22 protein-coding genes are annotated in these 20,446 nt (G+C 69.6%); 18 read left to right on the top strand and 4 right to left on the bottom strand.

The window, feature by feature from the left end; all coding sequences use genetic code 11:
• Positions 1 to 5: 5 nt before the first annotated feature.
• The 8 genes from IFT89_RS10635 (at position 6) to IFT89_RS10600 (ending at position 9,943) form a co-directional block, all read left to right on the top strand.
• On the top strand, positions 6 to 1,109 hold the full coding sequence (locus IFT89_RS10635; protein ID WP_202938910.1) for a mandelate racemase/muconate lactonizing enzyme family protein: 1,104 nt from the start codon (positions 6 to 8) through the stop codon (positions 1,107 to 1,109).
• Positions 1,110 to 1,158: 49 nt separating this feature from the next.
• Positions 1,159 to 2,127 carry an NAD(P)-dependent oxidoreductase gene (locus IFT89_RS10630; protein ID WP_202938909.1) on the top strand — a complete coding sequence of 323 codons (969 nt, stop codon included), beginning with the start codon at positions 1,159 to 1,161 and terminating at the stop codon, positions 2,125 to 2,127.
• Positions 2,124 to 3,644 (top strand): NAD-dependent succinate-semialdehyde dehydrogenase, encoded by a 1,521-nt coding sequence (locus IFT89_RS10625; RefSeq protein WP_374190798.1) that lies wholly within the window; start codon positions 2,124 to 2,126, stop codon positions 3,642 to 3,644. The genes IFT89_RS10630 and IFT89_RS10625 overlap by 4 nt, the downstream gene beginning before the upstream one ends.
• Before the next feature lie 63 nt (positions 3,645 to 3,707).
• Positions 3,708 to 4,583, top strand: a complete 876-nt coding sequence (locus IFT89_RS10620; RefSeq protein ID WP_202938908.1) for an IclR family transcriptional regulator — start codon at positions 3,708 to 3,710, stop codon at positions 4,581 to 4,583.
• Between the two features lie 229 nt (positions 4,584 to 4,812).
• Positions 4,813 to 6,132, top strand: a complete 1,320-nt coding sequence (locus IFT89_RS10615) for an MFS transporter (RefSeq protein WP_202938907.1) — start codon at positions 4,813 to 4,815, stop codon at positions 6,130 to 6,132.
• Between the two features lie 4 nt (positions 6,133 to 6,136).
• Complete coding sequence (locus IFT89_RS10610; protein WP_202938906.1) at positions 6,137 to 6,913, top strand: SDR family NAD(P)-dependent oxidoreductase; 777 nt, start codon at positions 6,137 to 6,139, stop codon at positions 6,911 to 6,913.
• A 48-nt stretch (positions 6,914 to 6,961) separates the two neighbouring features.
• Positions 6,962 to 8,473, top strand: coding sequence for an FAD-binding oxidoreductase (locus IFT89_RS10605; RefSeq protein ID WP_202938905.1), 1,512 nt, complete (start codon positions 6,962 to 6,964; stop codon positions 8,471 to 8,473).
• Between the two features lie 42 nt (positions 8,474 to 8,515).
• Positions 8,516 to 9,943: an FGGY-family carbohydrate kinase gene (locus IFT89_RS10600; RefSeq protein WP_202938904.1), complete on the top strand. Its 1,428-nt coding sequence runs from the start codon at positions 8,516 to 8,518 to the stop codon at positions 9,941 to 9,943.
• A gap of 39 nt (positions 9,944 to 9,982) precedes the next feature.
• Here IFT89_RS10600 and IFT89_RS10595 read toward each other — a convergent pair whose 3' ends face one another.
• The gene (locus IFT89_RS10595) at positions 9,983 to 10,573 is read right to left on the bottom strand and encodes a glycerol-3-phosphate responsive antiterminator (protein WP_202938903.1); all 591 of its coding nucleotides are present in this window, start codon (positions 10,571 to 10,573) and stop codon (positions 9,983 to 9,985) included.
• 67 nt (positions 10,574 to 10,640) lie between these two features.
• On the opposite strand from IFT89_RS10595, the gene IFT89_RS10590 reads away from it, so the two are divergent.
• Positions 10,641 to 11,054 carry a phage holin family protein gene (locus tag IFT89_RS10590; protein ID WP_202938902.1) on the top strand — a complete coding sequence of 138 codons (414 nt, stop codon included), beginning with the start codon at positions 10,641 to 10,643 and terminating at the stop codon, positions 11,052 to 11,054.
• Positions 11,055 to 11,077: 23 nt separating this feature from the next.
• Here the strand turns inward: IFT89_RS10590 and IFT89_RS10585 are convergent, their stop codons facing one another.
• Entirely contained in the window at positions 11,078 to 12,367 is a 1,290-nt protein-coding gene (locus IFT89_RS10585) for a LuxR C-terminal-related transcriptional regulator (RefSeq protein WP_202938901.1), read from the bottom strand.
• 101 nt (positions 12,368 to 12,468) lie between these two features.
• On the opposite strand from IFT89_RS10585, the gene hxlB reads away from it, so the two are divergent.
• From hxlB to IFT89_RS10560, 5 genes are all read left to right on the top strand, one after another.
• On the top strand, positions 12,469 to 13,086 hold the full coding sequence (hxlB, locus tag IFT89_RS10580; RefSeq protein WP_202938900.1) for a 6-phospho-3-hexuloisomerase: 618 nt from the start codon (positions 12,469 to 12,471) through the stop codon (positions 13,084 to 13,086).
• A gap of 70 nt (positions 13,087 to 13,156) precedes the next feature.
• Positions 13,157 to 13,783 carry a 3-hexulose-6-phosphate synthase gene (gene hxlA / locus IFT89_RS10575; protein ID WP_085511986.1) on the top strand — a complete coding sequence of 209 codons (627 nt, stop codon included), beginning with the start codon at positions 13,157 to 13,159 and terminating at the stop codon, positions 13,781 to 13,783.
• Positions 13,784 to 14,053: 270 nt separating this feature from the next.
• The gene (locus tag IFT89_RS10570) at positions 14,054 to 15,592 is read left to right on the top strand and encodes a carboxylesterase/lipase family protein (RefSeq protein WP_202938899.1); all 1,539 of its coding nucleotides are present in this window, start codon (positions 14,054 to 14,056) and stop codon (positions 15,590 to 15,592) included.
• A 105-nt stretch (positions 15,593 to 15,697) separates the two neighbouring features.
• On the top strand, positions 15,698 to 15,874 hold the full coding sequence (locus tag IFT89_RS10565; RefSeq protein WP_159453388.1) for a hypothetical protein: 177 nt from the start codon (positions 15,698 to 15,700) through the stop codon (positions 15,872 to 15,874).
• A 351-nt stretch (positions 15,875 to 16,225) separates the two neighbouring features.
• Complete coding sequence (locus IFT89_RS10560; RefSeq protein ID WP_162852292.1) at positions 16,226 to 16,390, top strand: hypothetical protein; 165 nt, start codon at positions 16,226 to 16,228, stop codon at positions 16,388 to 16,390.
• A 90-nt stretch (positions 16,391 to 16,480) separates the two neighbouring features.
• Here the strand turns inward: IFT89_RS10560 and IFT89_RS10555 are convergent, their stop codons facing one another.
• The gene (locus tag IFT89_RS10555) at positions 16,481 to 17,230 is read right to left on the bottom strand and encodes a type 1 glutamine amidotransferase (RefSeq protein WP_191940382.1); all 750 of its coding nucleotides are present in this window, start codon (positions 17,228 to 17,230) and stop codon (positions 16,481 to 16,483) included.
• 137 nt (positions 17,231 to 17,367) lie between these two features.
• Here IFT89_RS10555 and dcd point away from each other — a divergent pair, with 137 nt between their 5' ends.
• Positions 17,368 to 17,958 carry a dCTP deaminase gene (gene dcd / locus IFT89_RS10550; RefSeq protein WP_056009122.1) on the top strand — a complete coding sequence of 197 codons (591 nt, stop codon included), beginning with the start codon at positions 17,368 to 17,370 and terminating at the stop codon, positions 17,956 to 17,958.
• A gap of 63 nt (positions 17,959 to 18,021) precedes the next feature.
• Complete coding sequence (locus tag IFT89_RS10545; RefSeq protein WP_071261813.1) at positions 18,022 to 18,549, top strand: hypothetical protein; 528 nt, start codon at positions 18,022 to 18,024, stop codon at positions 18,547 to 18,549.
• Between the two features lie 31 nt (positions 18,550 to 18,580).
• On the opposite strand, the gene IFT89_RS10540 is transcribed toward IFT89_RS10545, so the two are convergent.
• Entirely contained in the window at positions 18,581 to 19,066 is a 486-nt protein-coding gene (locus tag IFT89_RS10540; RefSeq protein WP_124768553.1) for a MarR family winged helix-turn-helix transcriptional regulator, read from the bottom strand.
• 45 nt (positions 19,067 to 19,111) lie between these two features.
• Between IFT89_RS10540 and IFT89_RS10535 the strand changes: the two genes are divergently transcribed.
• Positions 19,112 to 20,062, top strand: coding sequence for an EamA family transporter (locus IFT89_RS10535; RefSeq protein WP_202938898.1), 951 nt, complete (start codon positions 19,112 to 19,114; stop codon positions 20,060 to 20,062).
• A complete protein-coding gene (locus tag IFT89_RS10530; RefSeq protein WP_202938897.1) occupies positions 20,059 to 20,436 on the top strand; it encodes a DUF1905 domain-containing protein in 378 nt (125 codons plus the stop codon). The genes IFT89_RS10535 and IFT89_RS10530 overlap by 4 nt, the downstream gene beginning before the upstream one ends.
• Positions 20,437 to 20,446: the final 10 nt, after the last annotated feature.

Genomic DNA, 20,446 nt, shown 5'->3' with positions numbered 1-20,446 from the left:
CGTCCATGCAGATCACCGCCATCCGTCTCACGCGCATGAACCTGCCGCTGGATCCGCCGTTCCGCGCGGCGTGGGACCCGGTCCCGCGGACCGACTTCCCCGCCACGCTCGTGACGGTGGAGACGGACGCCGGGGTGGTCGGCTACGGCTCCGGCGACACGATGGACGGTTTCGAAGCATTCGAGCACCTGTTCATCGGCACCGACCCGCTGCAGATCCTGAACCAGGTGCGGCGGATCGAGACGATCAACTTCCACGGCGGGCGGTACTGGCCGCTCGAGGCGGCGCTCTGGGACATCATCGGCCAGGTGGCGGGCCTGCCGGTGAGCGTCCTGTTCGGGGGTGCTCGGGACCGCCTGCCGACGTACGCGTCGAGTGGCGAGTTGCAGTCGCCGTCCGAGCGTGCCGAGTCCGTCCTCGCCGCGCGGGAGGCGGGGTTCCGGGCCGTCAAGATCCGGATCGCCCGCGATCGACTCGTCGAAGGCGTCGCCACCGTCCGTGCAGCGCGCGAGGCGGTCGGCGACGGGTTCGACCTCATGGTCGACCTCAACCAGATGTGGCGGATGTCCGGCGACATCGAGGCTGCGCTCCCACTCGCGAGGGTGCAGCGCCTTGCCGCCGAACTCGGTGAGTTGGGAGTGCTCTGGCTCGAGGAACCGCTCCCGCAGGCCGATGTCACCGGGGCGCAGCAGGTCAGGGCGCAGACCGGCATGCAGGTGTCGGGTGGCGAGATGGTCCGAAGCCTCGGCGAGATGATGGCCCTCATCGAGGCGGACGCCTACGACATCTACCAGCCGGACGTCGCGCTCGCCGTCGGCATGTACCGCGCACGCCAGGTCGCCGAGTCCGCGAACCTCCGTCACCGCGGCTTCACTCCGCACACCTGGAGCAACGGTCTCGGCCTGCTCGCCAACCTGCACGTGGCCACGGGTGTCGATGCGGGGCCGTACCTCGAGTTCCCCTTCGATCCGCCAGGGTGGACGCCTGAGCGGCGGGACTTCTTCATGAAGCCGCTCATGATCGATCCCGACGGCACCCTCGCCGTTCCCGAGGCCCCGGGGCTCGGCGTCGAGATCGACTGGGACGCCGTCGCCCGATACTCCGTCTGACCACCACACCGTCCGACTCGATCACCTCCTTCCAGAAACGAGAACCATCATGACCTCGCCGTCGCACACCATCGACGTCCCTCCGCCCGACGCGCACCAGCTCACCATCGGGTTCATCGGACTCGGCAACATGGGCTCAGGAATGACCCGCAACCTCCAGGCCGCCGGATTCCCGTTGGTCGTCAACGACATCCGCCGTGAGTCCGCGGACGCGCTCCTCGCCGGCGGCGCGCAGTGGGCGGACACCCCGGCCGCGGTCGCAGCGGCGAGCGACGTCGTCATCACGATGCTGCCGACCCCGCGTCATGTCGACGCCGTCGTGAACGGATCCACGGGCATCCTCGCCGGGATCGCGGACGGCGGGACGTGGATCGACATGTCCACCTCGGTACCCGAGGTCGCGAACCAGGTCCGCGCGACGACGGCACATCGAGCGCTCCACATCCTCGACGCACCGGTCAGTGGCATGTCGGTCGGTGCGGCCAACGGCATGCTGCAGATCTTCGTGGGTGGCGACGCCGCCGACGTCGCCCGGCTCCGCCCGGTGCTGGAGGCGATGGGCGATGCCGAGCGGATCCTCCACGTCGGTGGACACGGTGCCGGGTACGCCGTGAAGCTCATGATCAACCAGCTCTGGTTCTCGCACCTCGTCGCGACGGCCGAGGTCCTGAGCATCGGTGTCAAGGCGGGCGTCGACCTCGGTGTGCTGCGCGAATCACTCATCGCGAGCCCGGCGAACAGCAACTTCATCCAGAGCGACGTCCTGTCCATCCTGGAGCACGGCGACTACGACGAGGGATTCGCGATCGCGCTCGCGTGCAAGGACCTCGGGTTGTCGATCGACCTGGCCCGCTCGGTCGGCGTCCCGGCCGAGGTCTCCGGTCTCGTCGAGCAGATCTACCGCCGCGCTCGGGCGCAGTACGGTGACCTGGCCGGTGAGATGACGCCCGTGAAGCTGTACGAGGACCTGATCGGTGTGGAGCTCCGGCTCGCCGACCGCGGGGAGGCCGTGGCATGAGCGACTCCATGCGTGTGTCGATCGGCGACCTCGCCGATTCCAGTCGGGTCGACGACGAGCGAGCCCTCCTCGCGAGCCTGCCGACCGGCGTGTTCGTCGGCGGCGAGTGGCGGGCGTCATCCGACGGCGCGACGTTCGCGGTCACCGACCCGTCGACGGGCGAGACCCTACTCGACATCGCGGATGCGACCCCGGACGACGGCGAGGCCGCACTCGCCGCAGCGCACGGAGCGCAACGCGAGTGGGCGCGCACGGCACCTCGCGAGCGCGCGGAGATCCTCCGGCGGGCGTTCGATCTCGTCACCGCCCGCGCCGACGACTTCGCCCTGCTCATGACACTCGAGATGGGCAAGCCGCTCGCCGAGGCACGCGGCGAGGTCGCCTACGGTGCCGAGTTCCTCAGGTGGTTCTCCGAGGAGGCTTCGCGCATCTCGGGCCGATACGCCACGGCTCCCGACGGTCGTTCGCGGCTCCTGGTCACGAAACGTCCGGTCGGCCCTAGTCTCTTCATCACCCCGTGGAACTTCCCGCTCGCGATGGCGACGCGCAAGATCGCCCCGGCGATCGCGGCCGGCTGCACGATGGTGTTGAAGCCCGCAGCGCTCACCCCGCTGACCTCGCTGTTGTTCGCGACCGTGCTGGAGGAGGCCGGGCTTCCGGCCGGTGTCCTCAACATCGTCCAGACGACGCGGGCGGGCGCCGTGACCGGGCCACTCATCCGCGACCCTCGACTCAAGAAGCTGTCGTTCACGGGCTCGACCGGGGTCGGGACACGACTCATCGCGGACGCCGCCGAGCAGGTCCTCCGAGTCTCGATGGAACTCGGCGGCAACGCACCGCTCCTCGTCTTCGACGACGCCGACCTCGACCAGGCCGTCGACGGAGCCATGCTCGCGAAGCTCCGCAACGGCGGCGAGGCGTGCACGGCGGCGAACCGCCTGATCGTCCACGAAGCCGTCCTCGACGAGTTCACCGATCGACTGGTGGCGCGCATGCGCACCCACACGATCGCGCGGGGCACCGCCCCGGACTCGAAGATCGGACCGCTCGTGGACGAGGGCACGCGCACGAAGGTGCACGAGCTGGTGGAGGACGCTGTCGCCTCCGGCGCGACGATCGCTCTCGGCGGCCGCGCCGTTCCGGGTTCCGGCTGGTTCTACGAGCCGACCGTGCTGACCGGACTCGCGCCCGATGCACGTATCCTGCACGAGGAGATCTTCGGCCCGGTCGCCCCGATCGTGTCCTTCGCCACCGAGGAGGAGGCGGTCGAGCTCGCCAACGACACCGAGTTCGGCCTGGTCGCCTACGCGTTCACGAAGGATCTCGCGCGGGGTCTCCGGCTCTCAGAGGAACTCGATGTCGGCATGTTCGGACTGAACACGGGGATCGTCTCGAACCCCGCTGCGCCGTTCGGCGGCGTCAAGCAGTCGGGCCTCGGCCGGGAGGGCGGTTTCGAGGGCATCGAAGAGTACCTCGAGACCCGATACGTCGGGATCGCGGATCCGTTCGGTGTCTGAATGCGGTTCCGATCCCGGGTCCCGAACGACGTCCGTTCGATGTCCGCGTCATAGGCTGGCCGGATGACTGACGGTGAGCGGGCACCTCGACGCAATTCCTCCGGCCTCGCCCGGGACGTGGAGATCCTCGAGGTGCTCGGTGGCGTCGAGGCCGACCGTGGGAACGGTCTCGGTGTCATGCGCATCGCCCAGCTGACCGGACGCGACAAGGCGATCATCTCCCGGAGTCTGGCGACCCTGTGCGATGCCGGACTGGTCGACCGCGACGCCGAGACGCGCACGTATCGGCTTGGCAGCCGGGTGTACTCGCTCGCCGCGCGCACCCTTGAGGCGACCCTCGCTGCTGAGGCGCGGATGCACCTCCGTCGGATCGCACGGGCGACTCGGGAGACCACGCACCTCTGCGTCCTGCGCGGCGGCAACGTGCTCACGCTCCAGAGTGAGCTCAGTCCGCACGAGGTCCGCAGCACGGGCTGGGAGGGGATCCTCACCGCTGCGTGGCGCACCCCCTCGGGACGTGTCCTCATCAGCGACTGGGACCGCGGCTCGCTCGCCGCCTGGTACGCCGAGCACGGCCAGGACCAACCGGTGGTCGGCCCACTCGACCCGGCGATGGCCGCCGCCGGATTCCACGTCCTCGAAGCGCCGCCGCTGGAGAAGGCGATGGTGCGTGACTTCGACTCGCTGCTGGAGGAGCTGCAGCGGATCCGGGAGCGCGGGTACGCCACCCTCGACGAGGAGCTCGAACGCGGTGTCGTGGGCGCATCTGCGCCGATCGTCGACTTCTCCGGCCGCATCATCGCGGCGATCAACGTCAGTGCGCCCAAGGAGCGGATCGGCGGACAGCTGGACAAGCTCGGCACGTACGTGGCGCATGCGGCTCAAGAGCTGTCGCAGCATCTCGGAGCGGTGGGTGCGCCGGTGCGACGGCTGCCCTAGCCGCGACGCGGAGCCGGTTCCCGGACATCCGTAGCGGAGTGGACGGCCCTTCGGCGCTCTGCTATCGTTCCAGCTACATCCGAACATCGGCCGGCCCCTCGGGGTCGGCAGTCACTCAGAACTCAGAGAACAGTGGCCCACCGACGCTATCGCGTCAGGGCTCGCTGTTCTCTTTTTTTGTGTCCATGTGCAACCAGAGGCGCCCAGCGTCCCCCACGAAGGAGTGGTCATGAGCAAGGCCCGTCGCCTGACGTCGTTCCTCATCCTGTCGATGACGGGTGGCGTCATCTTCCAGGTGGCGTACATCCGATTCGTCTTCCTGGCCGACACCGCGCACGCGCTCGATCTCACGATCCAGCAGTACGGTGAGATCACCTCGGTCTTCGGTGCCGTCGCCGTCGTCGGGTACTTCTGCGGTGGCTGGTTCGCGGACCGCTTCTCGCCGAAGGTCCTGATCGTCATCGCGCTCGCGGGGACGGGTGTCGTCGACCTCTACCTCGCGACCGTGCCCGGAGCGATCGGCATCCTCGTCGGGCACATCCTCTTCGCGGTGTTCGGGACGGGACTCTACTGGGCCGCGCTGGTGAAGTCGATCAGCCTGCTCGGTTCACCCGCCGAACAGGGGCGGCTCTTCGGGTTCCTGGAAGGTGCGCGTGGACTGACCTCGACGATCATCGGCTTCATCGGCTCGGCGATCGTCGCCTCCGCCATCGTCGCGAGTGACGGTGTCCTCACGATGATCCGCATCTACGGCGTCCTGTGTCTCGTCTTCGCCGTCCTCGTCCTCGTCGCGGTCCGACAGGATCAGCGGGAGCTCGCCGCGGCCGAGCGCCAAGCCGTCTCCTTGCGCGAGCTCGCCGCTGCCGCGCGGAACAAGTACACCTGGCTCATCGGCGGCACCATCATGATGATGTACTGCTTCTACACGCTGCTCGGCTACCTCAGCCCGCTCCTGCAGAACGGCTACGGTGTCGCCGCCGCCTTCATCGGCGTGATCGGGGTCGTCCGCACCTACGTCTTCCAGTTCGTCGCGGGCCCCGTCGGTGGCATCGTCGTCGACCGGGTGACCCACAGTGCTCCGCGGTTCCTCCGTTGGACCTTCATCGTGGCCGGCGCATGTGCGCTCGGGTATCTCGTCCTCCCGCAGAGCCCGGCGCTCGTCTGGGTCGCGGTCGCCCTGATGCTCGTGCTGAGTCTCGCCGTCTTCACCGCTCGTGGCGTCTACTGGGCGACGGTCGGCGAGGTCGAGATCCCCGTCGCTCAGCGCGGTGGTGTCATCGGCTTGGCGTCGGGCATCGCGTACCTGCCGGACGCGTTCCTGCCGGCGGTCGCCGCGTGGTGGATCGGAGACCCGGCGAACGACATCCCCCAGCAGGGCGGCGGCTACTCGGCGATGTTCGTCTTCCTCGCCGTCGCCGCCGCGGCCGGCGCCGTCCTCACCACGCTGACCATGCGGACCCGCGCCCGCGACGTCGAGAACACCCGGCTCGACGAGCCGTCCCTCACCGCTCCCCACCCGACCATCCCCAGCCCCTCACGAAAGGCCTGATCCCATGCAGATCACCGACTTCTCACTCGAGATGTTCTCACTCGCCGGCAAGGTGGCGATCGTCACCGGCGGCAACTCCGGGCTCGGGCAGGCGTTCTCGCTCGCCCTCGCCAAGGCCGGCGCCGACGTCTTCGTGCCCAGCTTCGTCGACGATGACGGGACGACCCGCCGCCTGATCGAGGCCGAAGGTCGCCGGTACGAGTTCCTCGAGATCGACATCACCGCGGACGGCGCACCGCAGCGCATCATCGACACCACCATCGAGCGCCTCGGCGGTCTCGACATCCTCGTGAACTCGGCGGGCATCTGCAAGCTCGCGACGGTCGAGGAGTTCGGCCGTGAGCAGTGGGACCCGATGATCGCCGTCAACCTCACCGCCCCCTTCGAACTCGGCCATGCGGCGTCGAGGCACTTCATCGCACAGCGCTCGGGCAAGATCATCAACATCGCCTCGCTGTTCGCGTTCCTCGGCGGTCAGTGGTCGCCCGCCTACGCGGCGACGAAGCACGGGATCGTCGGTTTCACCAAGGCCTACTGCGACGAGCTCGCGCAGTACAACGTGCAGGTCAACGCGATCGCACCCGGCTACTTCGCCACCGCCATCACCGAGCAGACCCGGGCCGACGCCACGACGAACCAGCGTGTGCTCGACCACATCCCGGCCGGACGCTGGGGTGACGTCGCCGACCTCATGGGTGCGACGGTCTTCCTCGCCTCGCGGGCCTCGGACTACGTCAACGGGCACACCCTCACCGTCGACGGCGGCTACCTCGTCCGGTAATCGGGTCCGTCGCCCAGAACCGCACACCTTCGGAAAGGAACACCCTTCATGATCAATTCACTCGCAACCCTCGACCGCGCCGACATCCTCGCCGGACTCACCGACCTCGTCGGCACCGCCAAGATCAGCACCGACGAGACCGAGCTGCGCGAAGCCAGCGTCGACCGGTTCAAGAAGTACCAGGCCGTCCACGGCATCTACGACGCCCCGACGCCCGTCGCCATCGTCTTCGCCGAGTCGACGGAGGACGTCGCGGCCGTCCTACGATTCGCGAACGACAACCTCGTCAACGTCGTGCCGCGCACCGGCCGTACCGGTACCGAGGGTGGCCTCGAGACGAGCGTCGTCGACACCATCGTGCTCGACGGCTCGCGGATGAACCGCATCCTCTCCGTGGACGAGGAGAACATGCAGGTCACGGTCCAGGCGGGTGTGCAGCTGCAGGTGGTCGAGGACCACCTGCGGGAACGCGGGCTCACCACCGGGCACTCGCCACAGTCGAAGCCGCTCGCACAGTACGGCGGACTCGTCGCGACGCGCTCCATCGGCCAGTTCTCGACGCTGTACGGTGCCATCGAGGACATGGTCCAGGGTGTCGAAGCGGTCTTCCCGGGCGGTGAGGTCCGCCGGATCAAGAGCGTCCCGCGTCGTGCCGCGGGGCCCGACATCCGGCACGTCGTCATCGGCAACGAGGGAGCGCTCTGCTTCATCACCGAGGTCACGGTGAAGGTGTTCAAGTACCAGCCCGAGAACAACGAGTTCCACGGTGCGCTCGTCGACGACATGCGGACCGGTATCGCGATCCTGCGCGAGGTCATCACGAACGGCTTCCACCCCTCCGTGGTCCGTCTCTATTCCCCTGAGGATGCGAACCAGCACTTCGCGCACTTCTCGAAGGGCAAGTGCGTCGTCGTCTTCGTGGCCGAGGGCCCCGCGGGTATCGTCGCGGCGACCAGCGAGGAGATCCGTCGGGTGATCGCGAAGCACGAGCATGAGGCCGTGGCACCGGAGTTGATCGAGGCCTGGTTCGACAACCTGAACTGGGGGCAGGACAAGATCGACGCTGAGAAGCGCGTCATGCTCGAGTCGCAGCACCTCGGTTACACGACCGAGGTGTCGGCGGACTGGTCCGCGGTCGGGGACGTGTACGACGCGGTCATGCGTCGCATCCGGGAGGAGTACCCGCACGCCGGCGACCTCACCATGCTCGGCGGTCACTCCTCGCACAGCTACCAGACCGGTACGAACATGTACTTCGTGTACGACTACCGCATCGACTGCAGTCCTGAGGAGGAGATCGAGAAGTACCACATCCCGCTCAACGCGATCATCGTCGAGGAAGCGCTCCGTCACGGTGGTTCGATGGTGCACCACCATGGCATCGGGAAGTACCGGACCCCGTGGACGGAGCAGGAGCACGGCAGCGCCTACCCGATCCTCGCGGCCTTGAAGACGGCGTTCGACCCCAACGGGATCATGAACAAGGGCACCATCTTCCCCGTCACCGGGGCGATCCAACCGGCTGCCGAGCACGCCGGTTCCGTCGCGACCGCTCCCTGACCCTCGCCCGTCCACAGCTGCACCCACCCGACTGGAATCCACATGTCCCGCTACCTCATCGGCATCGACAACGGCTCGCAATCGTCGAAGGTCACGATCTTCGACGAGCACGGCACCGCGGTGAGCGAGGGCCGGGTGCCACTGGCGCCCAGTGACCTGCCGCGACCCGGGGTGGTCGAACACCCGGGCGACGACGTGTGGGACTCCATCGCGGAGGCCTGCCGGATCGCCATGCGGGGGTTTCCCGGAGACCTGGACGACATCGTCGGGGTGGGGCTGTGCACCATCCGGTTCTGTCGGGCGATGCTGCGGGCCGACGGCAGTCTGGCGCAGCCGATGTTGAGCTGGATGGATGCCCGGGTCGGGCAGCCGTTCGTCGCGGAACACGATGACATCCGGTGGGTGACGACGTCCTCGGGGTATGTCACCCACCGGCTCACGGACAGGTTCCGTGACACCGCGGCCAACTACCAAGGGGTCTGGCCGATCGACACCGCGACCTGGTCGTGGTCGGAGGACGACCGGCGGTACGAGGAGACGGGGATGGCCCGGGAGCTCCTGTTCGAGCTGGTGCAACCCGGCGACGTGCTCGGTACCGTCTCCGCTGCGGCGGCGGAACTGACCGGGCTCCCCGAGGGACTCCCGGTCATCGCCACCGCGAACGACAAAGCGGTCGAGGCCCTCGGCTGCGGATTGTTGGACTCCGGGACGCTCCTGGTCTCGCTCGGCACGTACATCGCCGGCATGTCGGTCGGTGAGCGCGACCTCCCCGCGGGCGACGCGTTCTGGACCAACTTCGGTTCGGCTCCCGGACGCTATCTCTACGAGAGCGGCGGCATCCGGCGGGGGATGTGGACGGTCAGCTGGTTCCGGGACCTGCTCGGACCGGCGACGGCGGCCGCCGCGGCGGCGGCGGGCGACCGGGTCGAGGACGTCCTCAACCGCGAGGCGACCGAGGTGCCGGCGGGTTCGGACGGCCTCCTGACCGTGCTCGACTGGCTCGCCCCCGCGGACGCGAGCTTCCGGAAAGGGTCGATGCTCGGCTTCGACGGGCGGCACGGACGGGCGCACCTCTACCGCTCGATCCTCGAGGGCATCGCGATGACCATGGGCGACCGCGCCCGGGCGATGTCGGAGGAGCTCGGCGTCGCCTTCGACCGGGTGGTGGTCTCCGGCGGTGGGTCGTCGTCGGACCTCATGATGCAGATCATCGCCGACGTCTTCCGACTGCCGACGGTGCGGATGGTCGGGGACAGCGCAGCCGGGCGGGGAGCGGCCGTCTGCGCGGCCGTCGGAACCGGGGTCCACCCGTCGTTCGCCGACGCGGTCGCGGTGATGGTCCGTGAGCGGGACCGCTTCGAGCCACGCGACGACGACGCTGCCGTCTACGAGGCGCTCGGGCCGATCCACCGTTCGATCACCATGCACACCGACGACGTCTACCGGCAGACCGCGGCGATCGTCGGCTGAGCGGCGTCGACGTCGGGTCGTCCGGCGCCGCTCGTCGCGTCACATCGCCCAGACGTCGCGGTTCGACGAGGCGACGGCCACGGCGCCCGCACCGAGCGCGGCCATCACGTCGGCCTTGTCGCACACGAGGCCGCCCGCGATCAGCGGCACCTGGACGTCGTCGCGGAGCCAGGTGATGACTCGAGGCATGCATCCTGGCAGGATCTCGATGGCGTCCGGTCGCGACTGTCCGACGACGCGGGGGAGCTGATGGTAGGAGAACGAGTCGACCAGGAAGAAGCGGTGCACGGCGAGCAGCCCGGCGGCCTTCGCTGCCTTGATGAGGTTGGTCTTCGCCGACAGGACGCCGTCGACCTGTGTCCGTGTCGCGAGCCAGGTGACCACGACGTCGCGAGTGGCGAAGCCGTCCAGGAGGTCGATGTCGACGAGCACGATCTTGCCGGCGGCTTTGCACCGAGCGATGATGACGTCGACGTCGACGACTGAGCCGAACAGCAGGAAGACGACGCGTCGATCCGAGGCGAGGATGGCGTCGAGTGAGGCCGCGTCCTTCGCACTGGCGATCACCGGATCCTCGTGGAGCAGGTCGACCAGTCGGTCGGAGGTCGTCCGAGTCGTCACATCCGTCATACCCCCATTGTCCTCCTCCGTGCTGTGGTGGTGGTGTGCGGGACGGGCCCAGCGCTAGGGTCGGCACATGACCCGCTTCCTGCTGAGCATCGCCGTCAGTCTGCTGTCCTCGGCGATCGGGCTGCTCGTCGCCGACTGGGTCGTGCCCGGCGTCCGTCTGTCGCTCGGCGGCTTCATCATCGCCGTCGTCGTCTTCACGATCGCGCAGGGCGTCCTCGGGCCGTTCATCCTCCGCCTCGCGCGGCGCTACGCCTCGGCGATCCTCGGCGGCATCGGACTCGTGACGACGCTCGTGTCGCTCTTCGTCGCGTCGATCCTCCCCGGCGGCCTCCACATCCGCGGTGTCCTGGCCTGGGTGCTCGCGCCGCTGGTGGTGTGGCTGGTCACGGCGCTCGGGAGCTGGATCCTCGGCTGGGCGCTCATCACGCGACGGTTCGGCGACCGGGACCGCGACCGGGGTCGTACGAACTCGAAGCGGTAGGCGGCGACGGAGCCCGGAGGGGATCAGCGGCTGTCGGCCAACGCGGCTGCCAGCTCGACGCGGCTCCCGACACCGAGCTTCCGCAGGACATTCGCGATGTGGAACTTGACGGTGTTCTCGCTGATGGTGAGCGTCTCGGCGATCGCCCGGTTCCGTGCTCCACCGGCGGCCAGCTCGGCCACGCTCCACTCGCGCTCGGTCAACGCGGCGGCCGAGCCGGAGCGGGTCTGCGTCGCGGGCGGCGGGTCGAGCGGCAGCGTCACGTGCAGCTCCGAGCCCCACCCGGGCGTCGCCTGGACATCGAGACGGCCGCGGAGTGCCGCGACGCGAGCGCCGAGCTGCTGCACGCTCGGGGTGTCGACGGTCAACTCGCCGGGGCCGTCGTCGCGGATGCCGATGAGCAGGTTGCTGCCGTCGCAGTCCCACTGCACCCGGACCCGCCCGACCGAGGACTGCTCGACGAGCGCGAGGACCGTGCCGCGGACGATCGCCCGTCCCGCATGCGCCACCTCGCCGGGCAGGGCCCGACCGTCGACGGGCGGCTCGATGAACTGGACCTCGGGGCCGCCGAAGCGGGCCAGCGGGCGGAGGTCCTCGCGGAGTCTGGCGAAGGCGCGCGCGACCGGTTCCTCGGCCAGCTGGCGGTCACGGTCGGACACCGCCCGCAGCTCGACCATCGCGGATGAGGCGATCTCGGTCACCGCCGCTCGGGCGTCCTCGGCCGACGTCTGACGCGACCGGGTGACCGCGAGGATCGACTCCAGCGTCGTCGCATGGGCGTCGGTGAGCTCCGCGATCGCGCCGGCCCGCTCGCTCGACGCCGCCCGCGAGTCACGGAGGTAGTCGGGGGCTGCCGTCGCGACCTGCTGTCGGATACCGGCCGCGACGACCTCCCAGAGGGCGCCGACGAGGCGGTCGTCGATCGGTCCCTGCGGGTCGGTCAGGACGAGGAGGGCGCCGGTGTCGGCCAGCCAGGCCGCGATCGGACGTTCCGCTCCTGCGATCACCGCTGACGTCGGCCGGTCGGCGTGTGGTCCGGCATCAGCGGTCACCGTGGTGACCGGGCCGCGCGGGGTGCGCTGCCGGACGGCGTCGAGCTCGGCGATCGTGACGCCCTCGACGATCGCGGGGTCGCCGGCCTTCTTCCGGGGGCGGCCGGTGCAGTCCTCGGTGAAGATCACGAGAGCGGAATGGGCGACGACGGGCTCGAGGACCTCTCGGAACGCACCGGCGATGCGCAACAGCGAGCTGGATGCGACGGAGGCCAGGCCGTCGAGCAGCTCGACCGGGTAGGTGACAGTGCGTTCGGTCATGTCCGCACCCTATCCCATCGGTCCGCACCCACCCGTTCGGGTAGGTGAAACCGTTCGGGCGAGCAGCGGTGCACCTACCCGATCACGCCCAGGATGGAGGGATGTCGAACCCCACGGCCTCCGTCCCTCCATCCACGTCGACGACGCCTGCGACCTCGACGGTCCAGGGGGCGCTCACCGCGATCGACGCCGAGCTGCATCGCACCGTGTCGAGCCTGCTGGAGGCCGATCCGGCTCCCTTCGCCGGCGCACTCGACCACCTGCGAACGGCGGACCGCGTGTTCGTGTCCGGTGCCGGTCGTTCCGGTCTCGCGCTCCGGATGACCGCGATGCGACTCATGCACCTCGGGCTCACCGTGCACGTCGTCGGCGAGACGACGACGCCCGCCATCACCTCGGGTGACGTCCTGCTCGTCGCCAGCGGCTCCGGTACGACGACGGGTGTGGTGCGTGCCGCGGATACGGCCGTCTCCGTCGGGGCCCAGGTGATCGCCATCACGACCGACCCCGGATCCCCGCTCGCCGAGCTGGCCGCCGAGACGATCGTCGTCCCCGCCGCGCAGAAGACCGACCACGGCGGCACGCGTTCCGTGCAGTACTCGGGGAGTCTCTTCGAGCAGGCGATCATGCTGCTCGGCGATGCGTTCTTCCACGCGCTCTGGCAGTCCGCCGATGTCAGCGCGGAGGAGCTGTGGCCGCGCCACGCGAACCTCGAGTAGTCACCCCGATCCCCTCCTACGCGCCCGGCAGACGTCGGACGCATCCCATCACGACAGAAAGCAGCACCACATGAAGCTCCAGGTAGCCATGGACGTCCTCACCACCGAGGCAGCCCTCGAACTCGCCGGGAAGGTCGCGCCCTACGTCGACATCCTCGAGCTCGGCACGCCCCTCATCAAGAGCGAGGGCCTGCGTGCCGTCACCGCGATCAAGGACGCCCACCCCGACAAGATCGTGTTCGCCGACCTCAAGACGATGGACGCCGGCGAGCTCGAAGCCGACATCGCCTTCTCCGCCGGTGCGGACATCGTCACCGTCCTCGGGACCGCCGGTGACAGCACGATCGTCGGCGCAGTGAAGGCCGCGAAGGCGCACGGCAAGTCCGTCGTCGTCGACCTCATCGGGGTCGCCGACAAGGTGCAGCGTGCCAAGGAGGTCACCGCTCTCGGTGCCGCATTCGTCGAGATGCACGCCGGTCTCGATGAGCAGGCGGAGGAGGGCTTCACCTTCCAGACGCTCCTGTCCGACGGTGAAGCGGCCGCCGTGCCGTTCTCGGTCGCCGGTGGCGTGAACGTGTCGACGATCGCGTCGGTGCAGCAGGCGGGCGCGCAGGTCGCCGTCGCCGGCGGTGCGATCTACTCGGCCGACGACCCGGCAGCCTCCGCGGCAGCCCTCCGCGCGGCAATCGTCGCGTAACCCCGCTCGCCAACCCCGCACCCGTCGGGTTGGCCAGCGCGGTGCGCTGACGTGAGCGCGGTGCATCGGACGTGAGCGCGGGTCTCCAGAGACCCGCGCTCACGTGTCCGGGGCGCGCTCGGGTCAGCGCACCGCGCTGGCGCATCGGGTCGGTCGGCTGGGTGAAGCCCGAACATTGGACGGGATTCGGGGGTGACGCGGCATACTGGGCGGATCACCACGCGACGTTCGTCGGATGAGCGCGCAGCCGAGTACCCGGAGGATCCGCCGATGACGACCGATTCCAGCCCCGAGCAGCCCACCGCACAGACGACCTCGGGAGCGGTCCGCGGCACGCGCCGCGCCGACGGATCGGTCGCCTTCCTCGGCATCCCGTTCGCCGAGCCGCCGACCGGAGCGAGACGATTCCAGGCCCCCGAGCCCAAGGCCCCCTGGGACGGCCTCCTCGACGCGACCGCCTACGGCGCGACACCGCAGCGGAAGGCCATGGCCGAGATCACGACGATCCCGGAACCGTCGATCCCCGGCGACTCGACGCTCAACGTCAACGTCTTCACGCCCGACCCGACACCCGCCGCAGACAGTGCCGATCTACCCGTCCTCGTCTGGATCCACGGCGGCGGCTTCATCGCCGGGTCGCCGGCGAGCCCCTGGTACGACGGCAGGGCATTCAACCGCGACGGCGTCGTCACGGTCTCGGTGTCCTACCGCCTCGGCTTCGACGGGTTCGGCTGGCTGCCCGACGCCCCCGCCAACCGCGGCGTGCTCGACTGGATCCTCGCGCTCGAGTGGGTCCGCGACAACATCGCGGCGTTCGGCGGCGACCCGCAGCGCGTCACGATCGCCGGCCAGTCCGCGGGCGGTGGGTCCGTCATGACCCTGCTCACGGTCCCGTCGGCGCAACACCTGTTCCAGCGGGCGATCTCGGTGTCCGGAGTCCCCGGCGACGTCCCGCTCCTCGAGGCTCAGACCCTGACCGGGCGACTCGCCGAGCACCTCGGGGTGCCCGCGACCCTGGCCGGTTTCGCGAGCGTCCCGGAGGCGACGCTGATCGAGGCCCAGGGCTTCGAGGTCGTCCCCGGCGGTGCGACCGATCCCGAGTCCGTGCTGCGCGGGATGACGACGATGAACGGCCGCCTCGGCCTCGGGCCGGTCGTCGACGGCGAGTTGGTCGTCGACACCGTCGAAGCCGGCATGGCCGCGGGACGAGGCGCGGATAAGCCCTTGCTCGTCAGTGCGACCCGAGAGGAGTTCGCCGGGTTCTTCACCGGTCGGCTCGACGACTTCGACGCCGTGACGCCGACGTGTGCCCTCGAGCTCATGGGCGTGCCGGAACCACTCGCCGAGGCGTACGTCGCGACCCAGCCCGGCGAACGCACGGGACTCGTCGCGGGGCGCTTCGTGAGCGACGTCATGTTCCGGGAACGCGTCATCCGCTGGCTGACGCTGCGGGACGACGCCGAGACCTGGGTCTCCGACTTCGTGTGGCGCTCGGCGGTGAGTGGGATCGCGGAGCACTGCCTCGACGTCCCGTTCATCTTCGATGTGCTCGACGACCCGGACGTCACCCGGGTGGCGGGCCCGCATGCGCCGCAAGAGCTCGCTGATCGGATCCACGGCGCGGTCGTGGCGTTCGTCAGGGACGGGTCGCCGGGCTGGTCGCGGTCCGACCGCGACGCCTCCGGGATCGCGGTCTTCGACGCGGTCGAGGCGCCGACGGTCGAGCCGTTCGCGAGTGCACGTGTGCTCGCAGCGGCGAAGCGACTCGCGGAAGCGGCGGCGTCGACGACGTCATCGACACCAGTCTGACGGACCAGGGCACTCGGCTCGTAGGACGAACCGGGCCGTTCTGCCAGGGGGTGTGGCTGTGAGGCGTCCCGCGTTACCGTCGGGACACGAGGAAAGGAAATCAGCATGAGCGACCCACGAGACGAGATGGACGACCCGATCGGCGACGCGCAGGAGGCGATCTCCCGAGCGCTGCCCGACAACGCGCCGGAGAGCGACGACCCGATGGCGGCGCCGACGGTCGACGACCCGGGCTCCGAGCCCGGTGACGGCGACCCCGCGGACCAGCCGGGCCTCCTCTAGCGCAGCTCGCCGGGGCGACCCTCAGCTCGGGAATCCCTGGTCAGCGCGGTGCTGCCGCCCGAGAGGTCACCAACCGGCGCCAGCGCGGTGCGCTGGTCCGAACCCCTGGGATCAGGCCTCAGCGCGGCCCATACGCGTGAGCGCGACCCTCCGGAGACTCGCGCTCACGCGTGCGGCCCGCGCTCGCGTCAGCGCACCGCGCTGGCGGAAGCCGAAACGCAGGACGGCGGAGGTGTGCAACGCGGGGGCGCTCCGCGCGCGTAGCGGAACGACTTCCGGCGATGTCAACCCCCGCGACGGAATGGTCAGGCCCCCATACGGTGGACGGAGTTCTGCGAAAGGAGCTTCACCATGAACATCCTGCTCATCATCGTCATCGTCGTTGCCATCGTTCTCGCCATCACCGGTGGGTTCGTCCAGTCCCTCAACTTCCTGCTGTGGGTCGGCCTCGTGCTGCTCGCGATCGCGATCATCGCGTTCTTGATCAGGACGATCACGGGTCGCAAGGCCCTCTAACTCGAACTCGAGTTCACGAAGCGGTCGGTCCCTCCGGGGGCCGGCCGCTTCGCTGTGTCCGGGGTGCTGTGTCCGGGCGCGGTCCGAGTCCTACCGCAGGGACGGGTCGACGCTCGTCCGCCGGAGCACCGCGTCGGCGAAGGCCCCGAACAACCGCTCGCCGGCCTCGCGCATCGGCCCCGCCACCGCGGCGACCTCGGACCGCAGCCGGTCGGCCGCCTCCTCCGCGGTCCCGGCGATGAACGGCAGATCGCGGAGCATGAGCGGTTCCGCGAGCCACCGGTCGAGCATCGGCGGGTCGACCTCGAGGTGGAACTGCGTCGCGAAGACCCGGTCCTCGATCCGGAACGCCTGGTTCGGCGTCGACGGCGACGATGCGAGGACCGTCGCTCCATACGGAGCCTCGACGACGTCGCCATGCCAGTGCAGCACCGGCAGTCGCTCGCCACGCATGCCGAGTTCGCTCTCGGTCAGGAGCTCGACGTCGCCGACACCCACTTCATGCGCGGCCGCCGAGTGAAGCGTGGCTCCGAGGGCCGTCGCGATGAGCTGATGCCCGAGACAGACCCCGAACACCGGGATGCCGAGCACCGCCGCATCGCGCACGAGCTGCGCTTCGAGCCCGAGACCCGGGTGCTCCTCCACGTCGAGCGCGCCCATCGGGCCGCCAAGGAGGACGAGCCCGTCGAACCCGGTGATCTCGCGCGCCGGCGGCAGCTCACGACGCTCGACGATGGTGTCGAGCGTCCAATCGATCCCCGACGCCGTCAGCACCTCCCCGAGCACCGCCGGTCGCTCCCAGGGGACGTGCTGCAGGATGAGGACGTGCGGTCTGGTCATCGGAGGCCTCCAGGTCGCTGGGGCGGCGCGACCCGTCTCCGCCGGGTCGCGGAGGTCGTCACCGTGCGAGCATCGTAGCGAATCCGGGCGTCGTCACCGGCCCGAGGCTTCGGGCTCCCGGCCGATACACTGTCACCGTGCTGCTCTCGGACCGTGACATCAAAGCCGAACTCGACGCCTCCCGCATCGCGCTCGACCCCTACTCGCCGGAGATGATCCAGCCGTCGTCAATCGACGTCCGCCTCGATCGTTTCTTCCGCCTCTTCGACAACCACAAGTACCCCTTCATCGATCCCGCGGAGGATCAGCCGGAGCTGACGCGCCTCATCGAGACGCTCCCGAACGAGCCGTTCATCCTGCACCCCGGCGAGTTCGTCCTGGGGTCCACGTACGAGCGGGTCTCCCTCCCGGACGACGTCGCCGCGCGCCTCGAGGGCAAGAGCTCGCTCGGTCGTCTCGGGCTGCTCACGCACTCCACCGCCGGCTTCATCGACCCGGGCTTCACGGGCCACGTCACCCTCGAGCTCAGCAACGTCGCGACGCTGCCGATCAAGCTCTGGCCGGGGATGAAGATCGGTCAGATGTGCTTCTTCCGGCTCACGTCACCGGCCGAGCGCCCGTACGGGTCGAGCGAGTACAGTTCCAGGTATCAGGGACAGCGTGGACCCACCGCCTCCCGTTCCTTCCAGAACTTCCACCGGACCGACGTCGGCGAGACGCAGCGCTGACGCAGGACTGAGGCGGGCGTCCCGACGACGGGCGAGCAGGTGGACCAGCAGAAAGGCCCCGCCATGAGCACGTCAGAGCGACCCGACTTCGCCCGCGCGATCACCGCCGACGGGCCGACGCCGCTCTACCCGCGTCGCATGGTCCGGTTCGGGCAATTCGTCGGATCCTGGGACGTCCACTCGAAGCGCCTCGACGACGAGAGTGGCGAGTGGGTCGAGTCCGACTTCCGCTGGATCGTGTCGTACATCCTCGAGGGGCGGGCCGTGCAGGACGTCCAGCTCGTCGCGAACGACGCGGAACCGTCGGGCTGGGAGACGGTCAGTACGGCTCTCCGTGTCTACGACCGGTTGATGGGCGCCTGGCGGGTGAACTACGTCGAGCCACGGCGCGGCGAGTTCTGCCAGCTCGTCGCGACGCCGCACCGCTCAGACGGCATCCGCCAGGACGGCACGCGGAACGACGACAAGCTCATCCGGTGGAACTTCAGCGGCATCACCGAGGACTCGTACACCTGGGAGAGCTGGGTGTCCGACGACGAGGGCGTGACCTGGTGGCTGCAGGAGCACAACGAGGGTCGCCGCATCGCCTGAGCGGATCCGTCTCCACCCTCCACCGCGACACTCAGGGGTCGGTGCGCGCCAGGCGCTCCAGGAACGACGCCAGCTGCTCGCGCTCGGCCGTGGAGAAGCCGTCGAGGACACGCTCCTCGGCGGCGAGATGATCGGGCAGGGCCGCTTCGACGAGGCGCTTGCCGGCCGGGGTGAGGGCGACGACCGTCCCGCGACCGTCCTGCTCGCTCGGGCGGCGCGTCACGAGACCGCGCTCGACGAGCTTGTTCACGCGCTGGGCGATCGCACTCGACGTCACCATCGACCAATGGGCGAGGTCCTTCGGCGCGAGCTCGTGCGGTGAGCCGGCGCGGAGCAGGGTGGCGAGCACATCGAACGAGGCGCTGTCGAGACCGTGCTCGGCGAAGGTCGAGGAGAGACGTGCGTCGACCGCCGTCGCCGCTCGCGACAGTCGTCCGATGACGGCCATGGGTGAGACGTCGAGGTCGGGTCGCTCGGTCCGCCACTGGCTCAGGATGTCGTCGACGCGCGTGCTCATGCAGTCAGCGTAGCAATTCGCTTAGTGCTGAGCTATTATTGCTCAGTGCTTAGCAATCAACTCCGCATCGCCGCCGTCACCGCCATCGCCCCGATCAGCTGGGGGACGACCTACCTCGTCACGAGCGAACTGCTCCCGCCGGGACGACCGCTGCTGGCAGCCGTGCTCCGGGCGCTGCCTGCCGGACTCCTGCTCCTCGCGATCACGCGGACCCTGCCGGTCGGTGGCTGGTGGTGGCGGTCGCTCGTGCTCGGCACGCTCAACATCGGTGCCTTCTTCGCGTTCCTCTTCCTCGCCGCCTACCGACTGCCCGGCGGGGTCGCCGCGACCATGGGGGCGATCGGGCCCGTGCTCGTCGCCGTGCTCGCGAGCCTGCTGGTGGGGGAGGCGTTGACCGTGCGCCGCGTCGTCGCCGGGTTCGCCGGAGTGGCTGGCGTCGCGCTGATCGTGCTGCAGGCCGACGCGCGTCTCGATGTGATCGGCGTCGTCGCCGCGCTCGCCGGTGCGGTCTCGATGTCGCTCGGATCGGTGCTGAGCAAGCGGTGGGGGAGACCGGAGGTCGGCCGCCGGATCGGCGCGCGCCGGCGCACGAGCCTGGACCTCGACCCGAACGCCGGCAGCGGCGCACCGGTCTCCGGCCTCGCGCTGACCGCCTGGCAGCTCGTCGCCGGCGGTCTCGTCCTCGTGCCGGTGCTGCTCCTCGTCGAGGGACTTCCGTCGGACGCGCCGGACGCAGCGGCGATCGGCGGGTACGGCTACCTCTCCCTCGTCGGCACGGCCCTCGCGTACGCCCTGTGGTTCCGTGGCATCGCAGCGCTGCCCGTCGGGTCCGTGTCGTTCCTCGGCCTCCTGAGTCCCGTCGTCGCCGTGCTGGCAGGCCTCGTGGTCCTCGGCGAGGCGCTGAGCCTCGGACAAGTGCTCGGGATCGCGGTCGTCGCCGGCTCCCTCATCCTGGTCTTCACCGCGAGGCGACCCCGGGCCATACTGAGCGCATGAGATTCAGCACCGTCATCGAACTCCAGGGCAACAACACCGGCATCCTCGTCCCCGACGCCGTCGTCGAGGGCCTGGATCGTGGCAAGCGCGTGCCCGTCGTCGTCACCGTCGGTGCGACCACGTACCGCAGCACCATCACCCCGATGGGCGGCCGGTACCTGATCGCGTTGAGCGCCGCCAACCGCGCCGCCGCCGGGGTCGCGGGAGGCGACGAGGTCGACGTGGACCTCGAGGTCGACGACGCACCGCGCGTGTTCCCGTTGCCGCCCGAGCTCGAGACGGCGCTCGCGGGAGACGAGCCGGCGCTCGCCGCCTACGGAGCCCTGTCGTTCAGCCGACAGCGCGCGCTGGCCGAGCCGCTTCGCGGAGCCTGACCTCGCTCAG

The organism is Plantibacter sp. CFBP 13570 (genome assembly GCF_014841395.1).
Classification (GTDB): domain Bacteria; phylum Actinomycetota; class Actinomycetes; order Actinomycetales; family Microbacteriaceae; genus Plantibacter; species Plantibacter auratus.
The sequence above is the reverse complement of the archived record's forward strand: the minus strand, read 5'-3'. Positions and strand labels throughout refer to the sequence as shown.